This is a genomic window from Halomonas sp. A020 (assembly GCF_027943625.1).
Lineage (GTDB): Bacteria > Pseudomonadota > Gammaproteobacteria > Pseudomonadales > Halomonadaceae > Vreelandella > Vreelandella piezotolerans.
The window spans coordinates 3,274,787-3,294,612 of record NZ_AP022850.1 but is presented as its reverse complement, the minus strand read 5'-3'; the positions used below and the strand labels follow the sequence as shown (position 1 = coordinate 3,294,612).

At 55.9% G+C, this 19,826-nt stretch carries 22 protein-coding genes; 18 read left to right on the top strand and 4 right to left on the bottom strand.

All coding sequences use genetic code 11. The features are described from left to right. Nucleotides 1-38 precede the first annotated feature (38 nt). Both cls and FRH_RS15510 read left to right on the top strand, forming a co-directional pair. Complete coding sequence (gene cls / locus FRH_RS15515) at nucleotides 39-1,457, top strand: cardiolipin synthase (protein ID WP_281997221.1); 1,419 nt, start codon at nucleotides 39-41, stop codon at nucleotides 1,455-1,457. Nucleotides 1,458-1,513: 56 nt separating this feature from the next. Beyond that, on the top strand, nucleotides 1,514-2,431 hold the full coding sequence (locus tag FRH_RS15510) for a LysR substrate-binding domain-containing protein (RefSeq protein ID WP_139527535.1): 918 nt from the start codon (nucleotides 1,514-1,516) through the stop codon (nucleotides 2,429-2,431). Between the two features lie 10 nt (nucleotides 2,432-2,441). On the opposite strand, the gene FRH_RS15505 is transcribed toward FRH_RS15510, so the two are convergent. Further along, nucleotides 2,442-3,536, bottom strand: coding sequence for a bifunctional nicotinamide-nucleotide adenylyltransferase/Nudix hydroxylase (locus FRH_RS15505; RefSeq protein WP_139527536.1), 1,095 nt, complete (start codon nucleotides 3,534-3,536; stop codon nucleotides 2,442-2,444). A 174-nt stretch (nucleotides 3,537-3,710) separates the two neighbouring features. Here FRH_RS15505 and FRH_RS15500 point away from each other — a divergent pair, with 174 nt between their 5' ends. Both FRH_RS15500 and FRH_RS15495 read left to right on the top strand, forming a co-directional pair. Further along, nucleotides 3,711-4,610 (top strand): YihY/virulence factor BrkB family protein, encoded by a 900-nt coding sequence (locus FRH_RS15500; protein ID WP_219863769.1) that lies wholly within the window; start codon nucleotides 3,711-3,713, stop codon nucleotides 4,608-4,610. A gap of 16 nt (nucleotides 4,611-4,626) precedes the next feature. Continuing rightward, on the top strand, nucleotides 4,627-4,902 hold the full coding sequence (locus tag FRH_RS15495) for an acylphosphatase (RefSeq protein ID WP_219863766.1): 276 nt from the start codon (nucleotides 4,627-4,629) through the stop codon (nucleotides 4,900-4,902). Nucleotides 4,903-4,931: 29 nt separating this feature from the next. Here the strand turns inward: FRH_RS15495 and FRH_RS15490 are convergent, their stop codons facing one another. Then, nucleotides 4,932-5,882 carry a D-2-hydroxyacid dehydrogenase gene (locus FRH_RS15490; RefSeq protein WP_281997220.1) on the bottom strand — a complete coding sequence of 317 codons (951 nt, stop codon included), beginning with the start codon at nucleotides 5,880-5,882 and terminating at the stop codon, nucleotides 4,932-4,934. A gap of 200 nt (nucleotides 5,883-6,082) precedes the next feature. On the opposite strand from FRH_RS15490, the gene FRH_RS15485 reads away from it, so the two are divergent. The 13 genes from FRH_RS15485 (at nucleotide 6,083) to FRH_RS15425 (ending at nucleotide 16,903) form a co-directional block, all read left to right on the top strand. After that, nucleotides 6,083-6,358, top strand: coding sequence for a zinc ribbon domain-containing protein (locus FRH_RS15485; RefSeq protein ID WP_139527544.1), 276 nt, complete (start codon nucleotides 6,083-6,085; stop codon nucleotides 6,356-6,358). Between the two features lie 63 nt (nucleotides 6,359-6,421). Next, nucleotides 6,422-8,203, top strand: a complete 1,782-nt coding sequence (gene aspS, locus FRH_RS15480; protein WP_219863761.1) for an aspartate--tRNA ligase — start codon at nucleotides 6,422-6,424, stop codon at nucleotides 8,201-8,203. Between the two features lie 97 nt (nucleotides 8,204-8,300). Then, nucleotides 8,301-8,852, top strand: a complete 552-nt coding sequence (ruvC, locus tag FRH_RS15475) for a crossover junction endodeoxyribonuclease RuvC (protein ID WP_281997219.1) — start codon at nucleotides 8,301-8,303, stop codon at nucleotides 8,850-8,852. A 67-nt stretch (nucleotides 8,853-8,919) separates the two neighbouring features. Then, the gene (gene ruvA / locus FRH_RS15470) at nucleotides 8,920-9,528 is read left to right on the top strand and encodes a Holliday junction branch migration protein RuvA (protein WP_139527553.1); all 609 of its coding nucleotides are present in this window, start codon (nucleotides 8,920-8,922) and stop codon (nucleotides 9,526-9,528) included. 51 nt (nucleotides 9,529-9,579) lie between these two features. After that, nucleotides 9,580-10,617, top strand: coding sequence for a Holliday junction branch migration DNA helicase RuvB (ruvB, locus tag FRH_RS15465; protein WP_139527555.1), 1,038 nt, complete (start codon nucleotides 9,580-9,582; stop codon nucleotides 10,615-10,617). Beyond that, the gene (gene ybgC, locus FRH_RS15460) at nucleotides 10,614-11,012 is read left to right on the top strand and encodes a tol-pal system-associated acyl-CoA thioesterase (protein WP_139527557.1); all 399 of its coding nucleotides are present in this window, start codon (nucleotides 10,614-10,616) and stop codon (nucleotides 11,010-11,012) included. Before ruvB ends, ybgC begins: the two co-directional genes overlap by 4 nt. A gap of 28 nt (nucleotides 11,013-11,040) precedes the next feature. After that, a complete protein-coding gene (gene tolQ / locus FRH_RS15455) occupies nucleotides 11,041-11,736 on the top strand; it encodes a protein TolQ (protein ID WP_139527559.1) in 696 nt (231 codons plus the stop codon). A gap of 11 nt (nucleotides 11,737-11,747) precedes the next feature. Continuing rightward, the gene (tolR, locus tag FRH_RS15450; protein ID WP_139527561.1) at nucleotides 11,748-12,185 is read left to right on the top strand and encodes a protein TolR; all 438 of its coding nucleotides are present in this window, start codon (nucleotides 11,748-11,750) and stop codon (nucleotides 12,183-12,185) included. A gap of 13 nt (nucleotides 12,186-12,198) precedes the next feature. Next, entirely contained in the window at nucleotides 12,199-13,380 is a 1,182-nt protein-coding gene (gene tolA / locus FRH_RS15445; RefSeq protein ID WP_281997218.1) for a cell envelope integrity protein TolA, read from the top strand. Continuing rightward, the gene (tolB, locus tag FRH_RS15440) at nucleotides 13,380-14,666 is read left to right on the top strand and encodes a Tol-Pal system beta propeller repeat protein TolB (protein ID WP_219863750.1); all 1,287 of its coding nucleotides are present in this window, start codon (nucleotides 13,380-13,382) and stop codon (nucleotides 14,664-14,666) included. The genes tolA and tolB overlap by 1 nt, the downstream gene beginning before the upstream one ends. Nucleotides 14,667-14,711: 45 nt before the next feature. Further along, a complete protein-coding gene (pal, locus tag FRH_RS15435) occupies nucleotides 14,712-15,251 on the top strand; it encodes a peptidoglycan-associated lipoprotein Pal (protein WP_139527566.1) in 540 nt (179 codons plus the stop codon). 47 nt (nucleotides 15,252-15,298) lie between these two features. Next, the gene (ybgF, locus tag FRH_RS15430; protein ID WP_139527568.1) at nucleotides 15,299-16,108 is read left to right on the top strand and encodes a tol-pal system protein YbgF; all 810 of its coding nucleotides are present in this window, start codon (nucleotides 15,299-15,301) and stop codon (nucleotides 16,106-16,108) included. Between the two features lie 33 nt (nucleotides 16,109-16,141). Beyond that, a complete protein-coding gene (locus FRH_RS15425; RefSeq protein ID WP_139527570.1) occupies nucleotides 16,142-16,903 on the top strand; it encodes a YciK family oxidoreductase in 762 nt (253 codons plus the stop codon). A 12-nt stretch (nucleotides 16,904-16,915) separates the two neighbouring features. Here FRH_RS15425 and FRH_RS15420 read toward each other — a convergent pair whose 3' ends face one another. Both FRH_RS15420 and ubiG read right to left on the bottom strand, forming a co-directional pair. Next, on the bottom strand, nucleotides 16,916-17,590 hold the full coding sequence (locus FRH_RS15420; protein ID WP_139527755.1) for an HAD-IA family hydrolase: 675 nt from the start codon (nucleotides 17,588-17,590) through the stop codon (nucleotides 16,916-16,918). Continuing rightward, a complete protein-coding gene (ubiG, locus tag FRH_RS15415) occupies nucleotides 17,590-18,333 on the bottom strand; it encodes a bifunctional 2-polyprenyl-6-hydroxyphenol methylase/3-demethylubiquinol 3-O-methyltransferase UbiG (protein ID WP_139527572.1) in 744 nt (247 codons plus the stop codon). Before ubiG ends, FRH_RS15420 begins: the two co-directional genes overlap by 1 nt. A 194-nt stretch (nucleotides 18,334-18,527) precedes the next feature. On the opposite strand from ubiG, the gene FRH_RS15410 reads away from it, so the two are divergent. Continuing rightward, nucleotides 18,528-19,820 (top strand): nucleotide sugar dehydrogenase, encoded by a 1,293-nt coding sequence (locus FRH_RS15410; RefSeq protein WP_139527574.1) that lies wholly within the window; start codon nucleotides 18,528-18,530, stop codon nucleotides 19,818-19,820. Nucleotides 19,821-19,826: the final 6 nt, after the last annotated feature.

The window sequence follows — 19,826 nt, the reverse complement described above, 5'->3', positions numbered from 1 at the left end:
CGACGTCGTGAGACCTAACGGATGTTGAGGAATAGCCCATGACCTCTTGGTTGCTAGGGACAGGGATTATGTTGATTCACGTGCTGGGTATGATCTCGGCCGTGATGGCTCTGATGTCGAGTCGCACGTCACAAGGTGCAGTCGCGTGGATCATTTCATTACTGACGTTTCCCTACGCCGCAGTCCCTGCCTACTGGCTATTTGGTCGTCCACGTTTTTATGGTTATGTGACCGCAAGAGGCGCTCGCGATTCGGTACTGCGCCGGGTGCTCGTACGTTATAGGCATAACGTAAAACCTCACGTTGCACACTCTAACAATACCGACATACAGGCCGTCGAGCAGTTGGCCATGATGCCGTTGACGAAGGGCAATAGCACCAAGCTTTTGATCGATGGCAAAGCAACGTTCGAGAGTTTGTTCCAAGGTATCGAACAAGCGCAGGACTACCTGCTCATCCAGTTCTTCATCGTCCGTGACGACGAGTTGGGTCGACAGCTCCACCGACAATTGAGCGCGGCGGCCAAGCGAGGAGTGCGCGTCTATTTTCTGTATGACGAAATTGGCAGCCGTAAACTCAACGACAGCTACTTTAACGAGTTGAGAGAAAACGGCGTCGAAGTATCGCCATTCCGTTCGTCACGCGGACTCAAACACCGTTTCCAGCTCAATTTCCGAAACCATCGCAAGATTGCTGTAGTAGATGGTAAGCAAGGGTGGATTGGCGGCTTCAATGTGGGGAACGAGTATCTAGGTAAGAGCGCCAAACATGGCCCTTGGCGAGATACCCATTTAAACGTGCAAGGCCCTTGCGTGTTGGGGTTACAAGAAGCCTTTTGGGAAGATTGGCACTGGGCAACAGGAGACGTCCTTACCTTGAACTGGCATGCAGAGTGCCACCCACAGCAAGATCAGCAAGTAGTCATCGTGCCTTCTGGCCCAGCCGACAAGCAGGATACCGCAGGGTTACTCGTACAGCAGCTGATTCATAGTGCCAATCACCGCTTTTGGGTTACAAGTCCCTATTTCGTACCCGATCAAGGCGTACAAGACTCGCTACGGCTAGCCGCCATGCGTGGTGTTGATGTACGCGTGATGATTCCAGAACGGCCAGATCATTTACTGGTGTTTCTTTCCGCCTTTTCGTTTTTGCCTGACATGTTAAGAGCAGGCGTAAAAATATACCGTTATCAACCTGGGTTCTTGCATCAGAAGATCATGCTCATCGATGACTCTTCAGCAACAGTCGGTACAGTAAACTTAGATAATCGTTCGTTTCGGCTAAATTTTGAGATTACGGCATTCGTGCCAAGTGCTGATTTTGCTGCCGATGTGGCCACCATGTTAGAAGCCGATTTTGCAAGGTGTCGCCGTGTAACGCTCGATGAAGTGAGCCAGCGACCTATGTGGAAAAAGGTCGTTTCTCGCGCTGCTTATTTAATGGCCCCCGTGCAATAGAGTCTCAGCGTCACCAACGGACGAAACTCTCAACGAACAAACAATAGGAGACATGGGTGAACCTAGAAACAAAATGGCTGGAAGACTTTGTCGCCCTTGCAAACACTCGGAGTTTTTCAGCCTCTGCCCGACAGCGCCATGTCACCCAGCCCGCGTTCAGTCGGCGTATCAGGGCCTTGGAGCAGGCCGTTGGCGTCACCCTGGTGGATCGATCCACCACCCCCATTGGGTTGACCTCGGAAGGGCAACTCTTTTTGGTGACTGCACGCAATTTAGTCGAACAGCTTAATGAATCGTTGAGTCATTTACGCGGCTTGTCGATTGCCAACGAAGCGCTGGACATCGTCGCGGCGCATTCGCTCGCGCTGAGTTTCTACCCCCCCTGGATCTCAAGACTGCAAAAAGGGCTGGGGGAGTTGCCGACGCGCTTGGTCGCCATGAATGTCGGTGAAGCCATTCATGTGCTTCGCGAGGGTAACTGCGATCTGATGCTGGCCTACTACGACCCTTTCGCGACGATGCAGTTAGATGCGGAGGTCTTTCCATCGTTCTCCATCGGTAAGGTCAAGATGTTGCCCGTCTCACTACCTGATACGCAGGGTAAGCCGCTATTTTCGCTGCAGCGTGATAGCTCGATTCCTTATTTGGCTTATACCCAAGGGGCCTTTCTAGGTCGCAGCGTGCGCATGCTGCTGAAAAATGACCCATTACGAATGAAACTTCGAACCGTTTATGAGACGGCGATGGCCGAAGGTTTGAAGGGCATGGTATTACAAGGCGTTGGTGTTGCTTGGATACCTGATTTTTGTATACGCGACGAGTTAAAAACCGGCAAGCTCGTGAGAGCTGGGGATGAGAGTTGGGATATACCGCTAGAAATACGTCTCTATCGCTGTTCGCTAGTGCACAAGCCGGGGGTAGAGCGGCTGTGGCGGCAGATGATGAAACTGCCGCGTGATTTCTTGCAGGCCTAAACGTGTAGCTCTAAAGAGAGCCAAAATCTGCGGGCAGGCCGAGGAAGTTTTGGATAATGAAAAAATGGTCTTCAAAGAGGCTTTCGGGCTCCAGGTCGGCAAGCGCCACCCAGCGTGCGTGATCGCCGCCCTTGACGGGTTTAAGGCGGGGCAACTGCTGGTCGGGCCGCAAAGCAAAGTAAAACGCCTCGGCCAACGTGCGACCTCGCCAGCTGCGGTGTGGCTCATCGAACAGCCGCTGACCCTTTAGCGAGCCTTTCAAAACGGGCTCTGGTACTTTCAGCCGGAGCCGTTCGCGAAGTTCACGCAAGCAAGCATCTAGCAAACGCTCATGGGGGTTGATGAAACCACCGGGGAGGGCGAACAATCCTTTGCCCGGCGCCGCCGTACGCTTGACTAACAGCACATGACCCGACTGAACGACAACAGCGTTCACCGTGACGAAAATAGGCGGATAGGGTGCCTGGGACCAGGCGTGACGATATTGGTCTAGAAGCTGCTGCTCTTCCAGCAGCCGATGGTAAGCATTTCCTTTGCAAAAATCTCTGACGCTCTCTACGACGCCGGGTGGCAAGTCATGGTAAGCACCGGTACTCAAGTAGTCATCGGTAGAGCCAGGGGAACGAAACAGCCGCTCACGAATGTGACTAGCTGAAATACCTTCGACCAACGGGACACTGACGGACTCCCACTGGGGGAAAAGCGAGAGATAGTAGCTTGATTGGCCGCGACTCGCACCAATGAGCCCAATGCGCGGTAAGCGTGCATTGGCGGGGGTAGCCAGATCGCGCACCTTGCGCTGTACGTCTCTCACCCACACATCATCGTTATAAAGCGCATCCAACAGGGGAGTGATTTCAAGCCGCTGATTGTCCGCATCGTCAAATCCTGAGCGAAGCATCGATTGGCGCTCATTGAAATGCCAGGGATTGCGTAACGACCGTGCTTGCCAGGATGAGCCCACCATGACGATCACTTGGCGCGCTTTTTTGAGCGCTTCTCGAATAATGGCCAGATGCCCCAAGTGGGGTGGCTGAAATCGACCTATGAACACTAAGCAATCAAAGTCGTAAGATGTGGCAGATCGGGCTGCATCTGAGTTCATCGCATTTCCTGATTGCGGAAAATGAAGAATAGAGCGGTGCCATTATGATCGCCACCCTACATCCCTGCAATGCAATCATGACTGCGCTCAACGCTTTGATTAGGTATGCTTATTCATTCGTTGTCAGACCGGCGTTGCAAAAGAACGCTATACACTGCGTTGAAGGGAAACACTATGATTAAAAAGACACTCACGTTTTGGTGGAACGTGGTTCAGGATGCAACGTCGTTATGGCTCGAGCGCAATGCGTTCAGTTATGCCGGATCATTGGCATTTTATACGCTGTTTTCGCTCGCACCGACGGTTATCATTGCCGTTACCGTGATTGGTGTGGTGTTAGGAGAAGAGGCCGCCCAGGGCCAAATTGTCGCCCAATTACAAGGCACTTTAGGAGTGGATGCGGCCTTGGCGATCGAGCAAGCCGTGGCGCAATCGCGCATTGAAGAGTCGGGTATCCTGCCGACCTTACTTGGCTTTATTGCGTTACTCGTCGGTGCCACGACCGTCTTTGCCCAGATGCAGTTCTCGCTCAATACCATTTGGGGAGTGACCGCTAAACCGACCAGTAACAGTGCATTTATTTTCATCAAAAACCGACTGCTCTCGCTGACCGTCGTACTTTCGATTGGCTTTATTCTGCTCGTCTCGCTTGTGCTCGGTGTCATGCTCAGAGGGATGCTTCACGCTGCTAATGATCTTCTCCCTTTCGCAAGTCTACTGACGACGACCGCAGAATCTTTGATTTCACTGGCCATGGTCGCTTTACTCTTTGCCACTATCTTTAAAGTACTGCCGGATGTCGTGTTACGCTGGCAGGATGTATTGATTGGCGCTGTCGTCACTGCCGTGCTTTTCACCATTGGGCGCAGCGTGATTGCGATCTACTTGGCTTATACCGCGACGGCGTCGACCTATGGAGCGGCGGGGTCCGTCGTCATGATTCTTTTGTGGGTGTACTATAGCTCGCTTATTTTGCTGTTTGGTGCTGCTTTTACGCGCTCGCTGCTGTTACGCCGTGGACGTCCGCTAGTGCCACGCAATAGCGCCGTACTGGTCAAGCGAGAACTGCTTTGATGTCAAGGAGTGGACGATGGCTCAATGCTGTGTACGTGCATTCGTAACGGGAAAAGTGCAGGGCGTCTGGTATCGCCGTGCTACTCAAGAGCAAGCACTCTTGAGAGGCGTCACCGGCTATGCGAAAAACTTGCCTGATGGTCGTGTGGAAGTGCTCATGTGTGGCCAGGTTGCGGCCGTCTCAGAGCTTGGTCAATGGCTATGGCAAGGTCCACAAGGGGCGCAGGTCACTCATGTCACGTTGGAGACACTCGAGAACCAACACGCCCCTGACCACTTCTCGACCTACTAGATACGTGCTACTGGCACTGGGTGAAAAAGTTAGTGAGCCTCGGTTTGCCAAGCGCGGATATTGTCGGCAGTGAGGCCAACGATGTTTTGCCGTGCTTCAGGCGTTATCCAAGCGTTGTGAGGCGTTACGATCAAATTGAGCGGTTCTGCTTTTGCCAGAGCATCGAGGAGCGGATGCCCGTTTTTGGGCGGCTCGGTAGGCAGCACATCGACCGCTAACCCACCAATGTTCCCGTTACGAAGGGCCTCGAGCGCCGCCACTTCGTCGATGATGCCGCCACGGGCACAGTTGACGATCAAGAGTGACGGCTTGGCCTTGGCAAGACGCTCCTTGTTGAGAAGGTGTTTCGTAGCCTCGTTCAGCGGACAGTGTAGGCTGATGACGTCGGCGGTGGGCAGCAGTTCGTCCAAGGACGGCCGCTGATCGTTGTGCTCATTGCCGGGTCGGGCGGCAAACGTGACCTGCATACCAAAGGCTTCGGCTAAACGTGCCACTTCAGACCCCAGTTCCCCTTGGCCGACCATGACCAGTTGCTTGCCAGACAACTGCAGTGTGGGATGTTCCTGCAAGCAGAAAAAGTCACTGTCCTGCCATTTTCCATCGGCAATGTCCGCTTGATAGCGGGGGAGGCGATTGGCCAATGACAGCATGAGCATGAGGGTATGTTGCGAGACACTGGCTGTGCCATAGGCCGAGACGTTCTTGACGGCGATGTTATGCGCTTTAGCGGCCTCCAGATCGATGTTGTTCAGCCCAGTGGCCAGCACACAAATGAGTCGCAACGAAGGTAGCTGAGCGAGCGTGTCGGCGTCGAGTTTGACCTTGTTGACGATCGCGATCTCTGCTTCGACCAAGCGTTCACGAGCTTGCGTCGTGGTGCTCTGCTGATGGATCTCTAAGTGCGTGACAGCGTTACGAATCGCCGTCAAATCGATGTCTGGGCCAAGGCTTTGGGCATCCAGTATGACCGCGTTGGGCATTGCATGTTCTCCATTCATTGCCGAAAGCCGCTTGGCCTTGCTCGGCAGGGGGCACAAAAGGGTATAATGACCGCTCTATCGACCGCAGTCTTGGAATTTATCCTGGCAGGCCACATATTGTCAGCCTGGTAACGTCGGGTGAACCGCGATACCGACAAGACGAAACCTGTTGGAGTTGAGCTTTTTCAGGAGCCATCAACATGCCCATCTATGAGTACGAGTGCAAGGCCTGCGGCCATCGCATGGAAAAACTTCAGAAAATTAGCGCAGATCCGTTAAAAAGCTGCCCTGCATGTCAGCAAGATGATCTGGAGCGCTTGGTCTCTGCAGCCGGGTTCCGCTTAGCGGGTGGCGGTTGGTACGAAACTGATTTCAAGACAGGCAGCAAAAAGAATCTTGCTGCTGAAGGACAAGCTTCCGGTAGCGCGAAAAGCGATGCCAGCAGCACGTCAACAAACAAAGGCGCCGCGGCATAGCCGCGGCTGTCAGGGCCATGGCCCAAGACAACTTAATTGCCACGAAACAGAACAGGATGTGACATGCGCAGCCATTATTGCGGCCAGCTTAACGAAACATTGGTGGATCAAACGGTCACCGTTTGCGGTTGGGTTCACCGCCGTCGTGACCACGGTGGGGTTATTTTTCTCGACATGCGCGACCGTGACGGTATCGCCCAGTTCGTCGTCGACCCCGATACCGCCGAGGCGTTTGCTAATGCCGATCGTGCTCGCAGTGAATACGTTCTGCGCATCACTGGCCGCGTTCGGCTGCGCCCCGAAGGCACTCAGAACCCCAACATGCCCACCGGCATGATCGAAGTGCTGGCAAAAGACGTCGAGGTGCTCAATACCGCCGCAACGCCGCCTTTCCAGCTCGACGAGCATGGCAAAGTCGGTGAAGAAGTGCGTTTGAAGCATCGCTATATCGATTTACGTCGGCCCGATATGATCGAGAAACTGCGTCTTCGTTCGCGTATTTCACATAGCGTTCGTGCCTACTTGGAAAACCAGGGCTTTCTCGATATCGAAACGCCGGTACTGACTCGTGCAACACCTGAAGGCGCGCGAGACTATCTGGTACCTAGCCGCACCCATGCAGGCAGCTTCTTTGCGCTACCGCAGTCTCCCCAGCTGTTCAAGCAGCTGCTGATGGTGGCGGGTTTCGATCGCTACTACCAAATTGCCAAGTGTTTCCGTGACGAGGACCTGCGCGCTGACCGTCAGCCGGAGTTTACGCAGATCGATATCGAAGCCTCTTTCGTGGAAGAGAACGACATCATGGGCATTACCGAAGCCATGATTCGTCAGTTGTTCCAGGAAGTGTTGAGCGTCGAACTTCCCGAGTTCCCGCGCATGACCTGGCAAGAAGCCATGGACCGCTTTGGTTCCGACAAGCCCGACCTGCGTATTCCGCTGGAGCTGACGGATGTCGATGACCTCATGAAGCAGGTCGATTTCAAAGTCTTTTCCGGCCCGGCCAGCGCAGACGACGGTCGTGTAGCGGCGCTCAAAGTGCCGGGTGGTGCCAAACTTTCCCGTAAAGAGATCGACGACTACACCAAGTTCGTGGGTATTTATGGTGCGAAAGGCCTGGCGTGGATCAAGGTCAACGAGCGTTCAAAAGGCCTGGATGGTCTGCAGTCGCCGATCGTCAAGTTCATGGAGAACGTCGTCGAGGAGCTGCTGGACCGTGTGGGAGCCGAGGATGGCGACATCATCTTCTTCGGTGCCGACAAAGCGCGTATCGTCAATGAAGCCATTGGGGCGCTGCGCGTCAAGCTCGGGGCCGATCTTGACCTCTACACCCAGGCGTGGGCTCCGCTCTGGGTCGTTGACTTCCCTATGTTCGAAGCCGACGACCATGGCCGCTTAAGCCCGCTTCATCACCCGTTTACGGCACCGTCTTGCTCGCCGGAAGCGCTGAAGGCCGACCCTGCCAAAGCGCTCTCCCGCGCTTACGACATGGTGCTTAATGGTACGGAACTTGGCGGTGGCTCTATCCGTATCCATGACCAAACCATGCAGAGCACCGTGTTCGAGATTTTGGGTATTGGGCAAGAAGAAGCGCAAGAGAAGTTCGGCTTCTTGCTGGATGCGCTGCAGTACGGCGCACCGCCCCACGGCGGCCTTGCCTTTGGTTTGGATCGTCTGGTCATGCTCATGGCGGGCGCAAAAACCATTCGTGAAGTCATTGCCTTCCCGAAAACGCAAAGTGCGGCTTGTTTGATGACCGACGCCCCGGGTGAGGTCAGCGCTGACCAGCTCAAAGAGCTCAACATTCGCTTGCGCCAAAAAGTAAAGGCGGATGCTGCGGGCGAATAAGATCGCCTTATCGCATTGACGAGTCAAACACCGACGCGCCAGCGTCGGTGTTTTTGTTTCAGGTAGTACTAAAGGAAGAGGGCGAAGAGAAGTGTCCATGGACGAAAGACAGCCCCCTACGACGATTAGAATTCTGGGGATCGATCCAGGTTCCAGGATCACCGGGTATGGAGTGATTGACCTAGTAGGGATGAAGCCACGCTATGTAGCCAGCGGCTGCATTCGAACGGCTGAGGGAGCGCTAGAGCAGCGCCTGGCTCAGATTTATGCAGGGATTGGCGAGGTGATAGGGCATCATCGCCCCGATGCCGTCGCCGTCGAGCGGGTGTTTATGGCCAAAAATGCAGACTCCGCGCTGAAACTCGGTCAAGCCCGTGGAGCGGCGCTGGTCTGCCTAGCGAACCATGGATTAAGCATTGCCGAGTACGCAGCGCGGCAGATCAAACAGGCGGTAACCGGGCAAGGGGGAGCCGATAAAAGCCAAGTTCAGCACATGGTCACTACGCTGCTTGGCCTATCGGCCACCCCCCAAGCGGATGCTGCCGACGCGCTGGCGATTGCCTTGACGCACGCCTATGCAGGGAGTGCGCTCGTCATGGCGACGCCATCTCGCAGTAAACGCCGCGCTACCGGTCGTTGGCGGCTTTAGGGTTACTGGTCATCTGTACAGAGTAGCTTTATAGTGACCGCTACTTCGAATGGCTGTGAGGCAAAGGATGATTGGACGTTTGACGGGCTTATTGCTGGAAAAACAGCCGCCGTGGATGGTGGTTGACGTTCACGGGGTAGGTTACGAGCTCGAAGCCTCAATGAACACCTTCGTGGCGCTGCCAGCCCCTGGCGAGCAGGTGATGCTATATACCCATCTGACAATACGTGACGATGCCCATTTGCTTTATGGCTTTGGACGCGAGCATGAACGGGCATTATTTCGTGCGCTAATCAAAGTCAACGGCGTCGGCCCCAAGCTCGCCTTGGCGATTCTATCCGGTATGGATGAAGACGCTTTTATGCGCTGCGTGCGAGACGACGACAGCAAAGCACTGACGAAGCTGCCAGGAGTGGGCAAAAAAACGGCGGAGCGTTTAATCATCGAAATGCGCGACCGCTTTCCGGATTGGGAGCAGGGCAGTCATGCTCCCCTCGCTTTAGAAGCTACCAGTGGACGAGCCGCGCCTAGAGACCATTTGGCAGACGCAGAAGCCGCTCTCGTCAGCCTGGGTTATAAGTTGACCGAGGCGGCCAAAATGCTCGCCGATGTTGATCCGAACCAGAGCACCGAAGCCCTCATCAAAGCCGCATTGACCAAGCGAATGTCTGGTTGAGCTGTACGGGTATCATGAGTACGCCTTGGTAAGCACTCCAGAAGAGTCACTATGTTAGAACACGACCGATTAATTGCCGCCGAGCCCGAGCAAGGCGAAGTGCGCATCGACCATGCGATTCGTCCCAAGCACCTTAAGGATTATATTGGCCAGCCACGGGTGCGCGAGCAGTTGGAGATTTTCATTGGGGCGGCAAGGCTGCGCGAGGAGAGTCTGGACCACACCCTAGTCTTCGGCCCGCCAGGGTTGGGCAAAACGACGCTCGCAAACATCATTGCCACTGAAATGGGCGTCGGGTTGAAATCGACGTCTGGTCCGGTGCTCGAGCGCGCCGGCGACCTTGCCGCCATGCTCACTAATCTCGAGCCTGGCGATGTGCTGTTCATCGATGAAATCCACCGCCTCTCTCCCGTGGTAGAGGAAGTTCTGTATCCGGCGATGGAGGATTTTCAACTCGATATCATGATCGGTGAAGGCCCCGCAGCGCGATCCATCAAGCTGGATCTGCCAAAGTTCACACTGGTAGGTGCCACGACACGAGCAGGACTGCTCACGTCTCCGCTACGCGACCGTTTTGGCATCGTGCAACGCCTCGAATTTTATAACCTCGAAGAGCTGACCGAAATCGTCGCGCGCTCCGCCCGCTTGCTTGGCGTGGAAACCAGCCGTGAAGGGGCCATCGAAGTCGCCCGCCGCTCTCGTGGAACGCCTCGTATTGCCAATCGGTTGCTGCGCAGGGTACGCGACTACGCCGACATCAAGGGCGACGGCGTGGTGGACGTGACGCTCGCCGATGCGGCACTCAATATGCTAAACGTCGATCATCACGGGTTGGATCATATGGACCGACGCCTGCTGCTGGCCATGATCGACAAGTTCGATGGCGGTCCGGTCGGGGTCGATTCACTGTCTGCCGCCATTGGCGAAGAGCGCGATACCATCGAAGACGTCATCGAGCCGTATTTGATTCAGCAAGGCCTAATGATGCGTACCCCCAGGGGACGCGTGGTTACCCGCCAAGCTTGGTTGCACTTCGACCGCGTGCCCCACGAGCATTCGATCAATGCCGAGGGAGAGCGTCGACCATGAGCGAAACATTTAGCATCCCCGTGCGGGTTTATATGGAAGATACTGACGCGGGGGGAATTGTCTACTACGTTAACTACTTGAAGTTTATGGAGCGTGCACGCAGTGAGTGGTTGAGAGATTTAGGCCTCGACCAGCAAACGCTGCTAGACGAAGGTACGCAGCTAGTGGTATACCGCATGGCCTGTCACTATGCCAAACCGGCCCGGTTAGATGAGGCGCTCACGGTGACGGCCAGCATCGCGGAGCAGGGACGCTGCCGAATGACGTTCGCGCAGCAGGTTTTTCGTGAAAAGGAACTCTTGTGCTCTGCCACAGTCGAGATAGCCTGCTTGCACGCAGCAACACTGCGCCCTAAAGCGTGGCCATCATCACTTAACACCGTATCCCGTCGATAACGACACTAATTGATTGAAGAGGGCAACTGTGAACGATAACGCCATGTCCATTCCCCACTTGATAATGAGCGCCAGCACGGTCGTACAGCTGGTCATGTTGCTGCTCGTGGTGGGGTCAATTCTCTCGTGGGTGGTGATTTTTCAGCGCAGTATCGCGCTACGACGAGCCAAGCAGGAGTACAACCAGTTCGAAGAGTCGTTTTGGTCTGGCGTTGACTTGAACGAACTCTACCGTGAGATTCCTGCGGACGATCCTCGGCACGGCGCAGAGCATATTTTTCAAGCTGGTTTTCGTGAGTTCAATCGCTTGATGCCCAAGACTCGCAGTGCTGACACCGTACTCGAAGGCGTTCAACGCAGCATGCGTGTTGCCTGGTCGCGGGAAGAGGATCGTCTGACTCAGCATCTCGTGTTCTTGGCAACGGTCGCCTCTGCCAGTCCCTATATCGGCCTATTTGGCACGGTGTGGGGCATCATGGGGTCGTTCCAGTCGCTCTCCATGACGCAACAAGCCACGCTCGCCACGGTGGCCCCCTGGATTGCAGAGGCGCTGATTGCCACCGCCATGGGGCTCTTCGCCGCAATACCCGCCGTTATTTTTTATAACCGTCTCTCCAACAATGCGTCCCGCCTACTGGGCAAATACGAAGACTTTGCTGAGGAGTTTCACGCCATTTTGCATCGTAATCTGCAAGGGCGTGACGGCAAACCTAGCGCTGGTTAAGGGAGTCTGCCATGCAAGGTCCGTTCAATCGTAGTGGCAAAAGCAAGCCGATGGGGGAAATCAATGTCGTCCCCTTCATCGACGTCATGCTCGTGCTGTTGGTCATCTTTATGATTACCGCTCCTATGCTGACGCAGGGTGTTCAGGTCGACCTTCCACAGGTCACCTCCGAGCCTATTGAGACTCAGGAAGATAATGACCCGATCATCATCTCAGTCGATCGAGAGGGCGGCTACTTCATTACGTTGGGTGAGGACTCGACGGCCGTGACGCTCGACGAGATGTCGGAAAGGGTCGTGGCCATTCTGCAACGCCGCCCGGGAACACCGGTCATGGTGAGGGGTGACCGCAATGTACCCTATGGCCAGATCGTTCTTCTGATGAGCACGCTGCAGCGCTCGGGTGTCGCCAACGTGGGGCTGCTTTCCGAGCCGCCGCAAGATGGTTAAGGGCGAGTCGCACATGGCTGTGAAACCACCGCGTGACCCTCAAGACGTTGGCTATACGTGTCCGACGATTTTGGCCATTGCCGTGCACCTGCTCGTCATCGTGTTTAGCTTGATAAAGCTACCCAGTATGACGGCCGAGCCTGACTCCTCTTCGATCGTACAAGCGACGTTCGTGAGCACGGAAACGTTTACCGATCAGGCTCAGCAAGTCATCGAGCAGCAGGCGGCTATGAACAGTGCCACTGAGCCTGAAACGCCCGATCCAGAACCGCCCAGCGAAGAGCCCTCTGCAGAGGAGCAGGCCGCCGCCGAAGCCCAGCGACAAGCGGAGGCCGAAGCGGCTGAACAAGCCCGCGCCCTCGAACAAGCGCAAGCAGAGGCCGAAGCCGAGGCGCAGCGTCGTGCTGAAGAGGCTGAACGGTTGGCCGAACAGCAGGCAGCCGAAGCTCAGGCTCGCGAAGCCGAAGCGCAGCGTGCTCGCGAAGAAGCAGAAGCCCAGCGTCAGCGAGAGGTGGAAGCAGAGCGTGCACGAGCGGAAGCGGAGGCTCAGCGTCAGCGTGAGGCCGAGGAACAGCGCCAACGCGAGGAAGAAGCTCAACGTCAGCGCGAGGCGGAAGAGCAGCGTGCTCGCGAAGAGGAGGCTAGACGTCAGCGCGAAGCCGAAGAGCAGCGCGCACGTGAAGAAGCCGAAGCGCAACGTGCTCGGGAGGCAGAGGCGGAGCGTCAGCGCGAAGAGGAAGCTCGTCGCCAACGAGAAGCAGAGGAGCAGCGCGCGCGTGAGGCAGAAGCCCAGCGCCAACGGGAAGCCGAAGAGCGTCGCGCCGCAGAGGCGGCAGAAGCCGCTATGCAGCGCCAGCTCGCTGGAGAAGCAGAGGCGGCTGCCAATGCTCAGCAAGCACAGCAAGCAGCCAATAGCTTCATCAACATCGTGCGCCGTGCCGTTGAGCAGGCGTGGCTGATTCCGCCCGCTGCGAGTGATTCGATGAGTGCTACGATACAAGTACGGCTTGGCCCATCGGGTGAGCTGTTAGCGACTTCTGTGGCCGCCTCCAGCGGCGACAGTGCATTTGATCGTTCGGCCATGCAAGCGGTCGAGCATGCTGCCCCGTTCAGCGAGTTACGTGACTTGCCAGCGGAGCAGCAGCGTTCTTTACGTCAATTTAATCTGCGATTTACCCCGGGGGATGTTCGCTGATGCAAACGTTAAGCAAAGTGTGGCTCTTTTGCGTACTGCTACTGATCAGCAGCGTAGCAAGTGCCAATCTAACCATTGAAATTACCCGCGGCAGTGATCAAGCGCTGCCCATTGGCGTCGTTCCCTTTGCAGGCAACGAAGGATTACCCGAGGACGTTGCTCAAATCGTGCAAGACGACCTCGAGCGTAGCGGTTTTTTCGCACCGCTCGAGCGTAGCGCCATGTTTGACCGTCCCAGCCAAGCGTCGGACGTCGAGTTTGGCACCTGGAGGTCGCTGGACGTTCGCTACCTCGTCGTGGGGCGTGCCCAGCAAACAGGTGGGGGGTATGAGTTACAGTTCGATTTGGTCGACATTAGTGGCCAGCGCCCCATGATCAGTGAAACCGTCACGGCGAGCAGTAACGATCTTCGCGGCGCAGCGCACTACATCAGCGATCAAATCTTCGAAGCCATTACGGATATTCGCGGTGCATTTTCGACGCGCATTGCCTATGTGACGGCTCAGGGGCTGGGCGACAACATGCAGTTTGGCCTGTACGTTGCCGATGCCGATGGCCGCCGCAGTCAGCAAGTATTGACATCCGATCAGCCGATTATGTCACCGGCATGGTCCCCGGATGGCCGCAAACTTGCTTACGTCTCGTTCGAGACTGGCAAGCCATCTATTTACATCCAGGATGTCAATACAGGCCAGCGCGTTCAAGCCACCTCGTTCGACGGCATCAATGGCGCACCGACGTGGTCTCCCGATGGTCGCCGTATCGCCATGTCACTTTCTAAAGACGGTCAGCCAGAAATTTACGTGCTGGACGTGGCCAATCGTTCTTTGGAGCGTATCACTCAAAGCAATAGTATCGACACCGAACCCGCTTGGTCTCCGGATGGGCGTAGCCTGATTTTTACCTCCGATCGCAGCGGCGGCCCACAAATCTATCAGACCTCGCTGGGTAGTGGAGAGACCAACCGATTGACCTTCACGGGTAACTATAACGCCCGTGCACGCTTTTCACCTGACGGTGAAGAGATCTTTATGATTCACCGTTCGAGCCGCGGTTTCCAAGTGGCCAAGCAAAATCTTGATGGCGGTCGCTTGGTGGTGTTGAGCGAATCCACAAGAGATGAATCTCCTAGTGTTGCACCGAACGGGACCATGGTAATCTTCGCTACCCAACAGGGTAATAGCGGAGTACTAAGTGCCGTTTCAGCCGATGGCCGCTCGTCATTTAGGTTGCCCGCAGCACAAGGTGATGTACGTGACCCTGCGTGGTCGCCTTTCTTAAATTAATAGATGAACAGCACTAATCTCTGTTTTCAGGCAAGGAGTCTGATTATGCAACTTAAGCCGTTGGCTCGCTCATTGGCAGTCGCGTTATCTATCGTAGTGATCGCTGGCTGTTCCAGCACCGGCGGAACCCAGGACGGTGACTCGTACGGAAGCCAGGATGGCAGCAGTATGGGTGCTAACACGTCGGGTGTGGGCACAGGTGGTCAGTATGGTTCAACATCGGGTTCAGGCGCTGGCCAGCAGGCCGATTCGCGCATTCCTGAAGTGCGTACGATCTACTTCGATTACGATCGTGACACGATCAAGAGCGAGTATGAATCCGTCGTGATGGCGCATGCGCGCTACCTGCGTGCCAACCCGAATGCCCGTGTGGTTTTGCACGGCCACACCGACGAACGTGGTACTCGTGAATACAACATGGCACTAGGCGAGCGTCGTGCCGGCGCCGTGCAGCGCTTCCTGAACATTCAGGGCGTTTCTCCGTCACAAATGAGCGTAGTTAGCTACGGTGAAGAGCGTCCGGCAGCGAGCGGCCAAAACGAAAGTGCTTACTCGCAGAACCGTCGCGTCGTCTTTAACTACTGATCGTATTGGCGTGTGCAGGCACGCCAATCGCATCGCTCGGAGCTAATATGAATCACAGTCTCAAGCGCTATGTTGAGAGGCTGTGCGGTGCGGGAGCCCTGGCGCTCCCGCTTTCCGTATTGCCCTTATCATTTTTGTCCGGTACAGCATTGGCACAACAGCCCCTCGTGCAAGATCTCTCTTCTGGTTCTTCCAGCGGCTTTTATCAGCAAACGCAGCGGCAAGAAGCATCGGGGGGCAATCTGGTGCTGTTCAATCAAGTGCAGGAACATCAGCAGGAAATCCAGCAGCTACGGGGCCAAATCGAAGAGCTGCGGCATCAATTGGAGCAATTGCGAAACCAGTCGCAGCAGCAATACCTGGATATCGAAGATCGCTTGATGAGCAGCGCGCCAAGTCAAATCGAGCAGGCCACTCCTGAGGTCGAGCCCGAGGCTGCAGAGCAGGTCGTACAGGCACCTTCCTCGCGAAACGTTTCCGAAGATGCCCAGGCCGACTATCAAGCTGCCTTTGCCCATGTACAAGCCCGCCAATTTGGGGACGCTATTGCGGCGTTCGAGGCCTTCGTGTCCAACCACCCCGATAGCAGCTTGACCGCGAACGGTCATTACTGGCTTGGCGAGCTCTACGCTGCGGAGGGTGAGCTGGACGCTGCAGACCAAGCGTTTACCCGTGTCATCGAGCAGTACAGCGGCAGTACCAAAGTGCCCGATGCGCTCTACAAGCTTGGCTTGGTCAAAGCACGTCAAGGGGAAGCTCAACGCAGTCGTGAACTGTTAGAGCAGGTCCGCGACGACTATCCGCAAAGCAGTGCCGCAGGGTTGGCCAACGATTTCTTACGCCAATCCGCAGGTTAACAAGTGTGAAGAGAAACGCCTCAAGGAAACCTCATGAGCTGTAAAATCGACTATCAACCAGCGCCCAATCTGCTCGAAAATCGCGTCGTGTTGGTAACCGGTGCGGGAGATGGGATTGGTCGCGCGGCGGCATTAGCCTATGCCCGCCATGGGGCTACCGTGGTGCTGTTAGGGCGCACGATTGCCAAGCTTGAACGCGTTTATGATGAAATCGAAGCAGCGGGAGGCCCACAGCCCGCCATTTTTCCGCTCAACTTCGAAGGCGCGACCCTCAAGGACTTCCATGACATGGCAGAAACGCTGGACAAAGAGTTCGGGCGTTTGGATGGCCTATTGCATAATGCGGGATTGCTGGGCCGTATCACTCCTTTCGAGCAGTATAATCCTGAGCTGTGGGAACAGGTGATGCAGGTCAATATCAATGGTCCCATTTGGATGACACAGGCGCTGCTGCCGTTGCTGCAAGCATCCGATGATGCTTCGGTAGTTTTTACGTCGTCTAGCGTAGGGCGGAAGGGCCGCGCTTACTGGGGAGCCTATTCGGTCTCCAAATTTGCAACGGAAGGCTTTGTGGAAGTGCTCGCTGACGAGCTGGATAAGCAGCCCAACGTGCGGGTCAATACGTTGAACCCTGGGGCAACGCGGACACAAATGCGCCGTACCGCTTACCCTGGAGAAGATCCCTTCACGCTGCGCACGCCTGAAGAGATCATGCCAACATATCTATGGCTCATGGGGCCCGATAGTAAAGGCGTCAGCGGCCAGAAATTCGATGCCCAGCCGCCACGCGCCTGACCGTTTCTCTTTTTAAGTCGTTCGGTGGCCGTGCAAAGCGGCCACCAGCTCGGCGCAGGTCGCAAACCATAGGTCGGCGGGCCACTGCTGATAGTCCTCCTCTTCACTGATATAGCCATAGCCCACGGCCACGGCGGTCATGCCAGCCGCTTTGGCGGCTTCCATGTCTCTCACATGATCCCCGACGTACCAACACGCCTCGGGTGGAATGCCCAATCGCTTTGCTGCTTCCCAAAGTGGTTCAGGCGCTGGTTTTTTGACCCTCAAGTCATCAGCACACAACAAAGCCCCCGGGGTAAGCGCCAGCGCCTCGATCAATGGTTCGGTATAGCGGCGTGGTTTGTTGGTGACGATTCCCCACTTACGTGCTTCCCCCTCCCAGGTAATCAACCACTCATCTAGGGGAGCGAACAGTCTGCTATCGACGGCCAAGGCCTGCTCGTACGCATCCAACAAGAACTGCCTGGCCGCATCGTGCTCAGCACTACCCGCCTCCAGTCCGAGTGCCAACGTCACCAATGCGCTGCCGCCATTCGAGACTTGGGCGCGTATGACGTGAAACGGCAAAGGATCTAAACCGTGATGCGCACGCAGTGCATTCGTCGCCGCCGCGAGATCCGGTGCGGTGTCGACCAGCGTGCCGTCCAAGTCGAATAGAATCGCAATGGGGGGAGTAGCTGACGTCATCATTCGCTCACTTTACGGCAATACATCATATAGTTAACCGACACATCGTGGGGCACCAAGCGATAATGACGCGTAATGGGGTTATACGTCAGCCCTGTTTGTTCGCGTACTTCTAGCGCTGACGAGCGTGCCCATTGGGCCATCTCAGAAGGGCGGATGAATTTCGAGTAATCGTGAGTGCCGCGGGGCAATAATTTGAGCACGTACTCTGCGCCTACAATGGCAAACGCGTAGGATTTTGGTGTTCTGTTCAACGTAGAGAAAAAAACATAACCACCGGGACGCACCAGTACGCTACAGGCACGAATGACCGAAGCAGGATCAGGGACGTGCTCCAGCATCTCCATGCAGGTCACCACATCGTAATGACCAGGCTGTTCGGCTGCTAAGCCTTCGACGCTAACATGGCGATAATCGACCTCGACCCCACTTTCTTCAGCATGCAAGCGGGCAACGCCAAGCGGTGCTTCGCCCAGGTCGATACCCGTCACATGGGCACCTCGATGGGCCATCGCTTCACTCAGAATGCCGCCACCGCAGCCAACGTCTAAGACCTTTTTTCCGGCAAGCCCCGCTCTGGCATCGATAAAATCAAGTCGCAGTGGATTGATATCGTGGAGCGGTTTGAATTCACTGTTTGGATCCCACCAGCGACTGGCAAGTGCTTCAAATTTCGCAACTTCTGCGGCGTCGACGTTGTCTTGGTGGCGCCCAGTAGTGCTATCCTGAAGTGTCTCTGGCATGGTGTAACCCCTATCAGCGATGAATGGTGAGTAGTCGATGCGCCCTTTGCCATTGTTAGGCGAGGTGCCATCCACTCTTACGTTGAGTATGATGGTTATTCTAACCACTCCTGGCGTGGAACGCATGGAAAGGAACGCAGCATGAGGCCTAACACTTTATTTTACCGGCGCTTATCGGATAAGGAGAGCCGCTGATGAAGGTACTGCTGCATGGAAGTGAGCTCAGCGCGGCCACGGCGGCGGCCGCCCTGGCCTGGGTCGGACACCGTGTAGATTGGCTGCTCCACGACAGCGTTCCGTGGTCCACTCTGGTCAATGCAGATTGGCTGCGGCGCGAGCCTTCTCTCATGGGGCATATCGAACAGGCCATGGCTGCTGGTAACTTACGTGTCATCGACGCCCCGGAGATGTGTAAGACGCCCGATGTTGTTTGGCTAGGGCTCTCTCCTAGCCAGCGACAAGCGGCCAGCACGCTTCTCGGGCACGGCATGTTCGACGCCTACAGTGGGGCAGTATTGGTCAATAACTCGACGTTCCCGGTAGGCGAGACGGAACGGCTGCACTCTCTCATGGGGCAGCAGCATAGTCGTGTTGCCCTGCCTGATACATTAGAGGAAGGACGTGCATGGCAATCGTTTACGCGGCCCATGCGCTGGCTGCTGGGTTGTGATGACGCCAAGGGCGAACAGGTGACTCGAGAGCTACTGCGCGCTTTCAACCGTCGTAGCGAAGTGTTTCAGTGTATGCCTTGTCGGGCAGCGGAACTGACCAAGCTGGCCATCAATGGCATGCTCGCGACACGCATTAGCTACATGAATGAGATTGCGGGGTTGGCGGACACGCTGGGAGTCGATGTCGAACACGTTCGCCAGGGAATGGGGGCCGATACACGTATCGGTTTTGAGTACCTCTATCCGGGCTGCGGCTTCGGCGGGCCCAATTTTTCGAGGGATTTGATGCGCCTAGCCGACGTACAATCCGCTAGCGGACGTTACTCGGCGTTGCTCGAGCAAGTCATGGACATCAATGAGCAGAAGAAAGAGACTCTGTTCAGAAAACTATGGGGGTTCTTCGAAGGCGATCTAGCGGGTAAAACTGTGGCGATATGGGGAGCGGCCTTTAAGCCCGGCACCGCACGCATCGACCACGCGCCGGTGCTCACGTTGCTCGAAGCCTTGTGGGCACAGGGCGTCACGGTCAAGCTCCACGACCCGGCCGCCACTCATGCGCTGCACGCTACCGTTGGCCAGCGGGACGGTCTAATGACTTTCGACGCAGATCCCTATTTGGCTTGCCAAGATGCGGATGCGTTGATGTTAGTGACCGAATGGAAGGCCTACTGGAACCCCGATTGGCATCGCTTAGCGAGTCTCCTCAACGCAAGGCTTATTTTGGACGGTCGTAACATTTACGATCCGGCTTTTGTGGCGAGCTGTGGCCTGCATTACCGAGGGATTGGGCGCCGCGCCGATCCAACGACGCTTTAAGGAAAC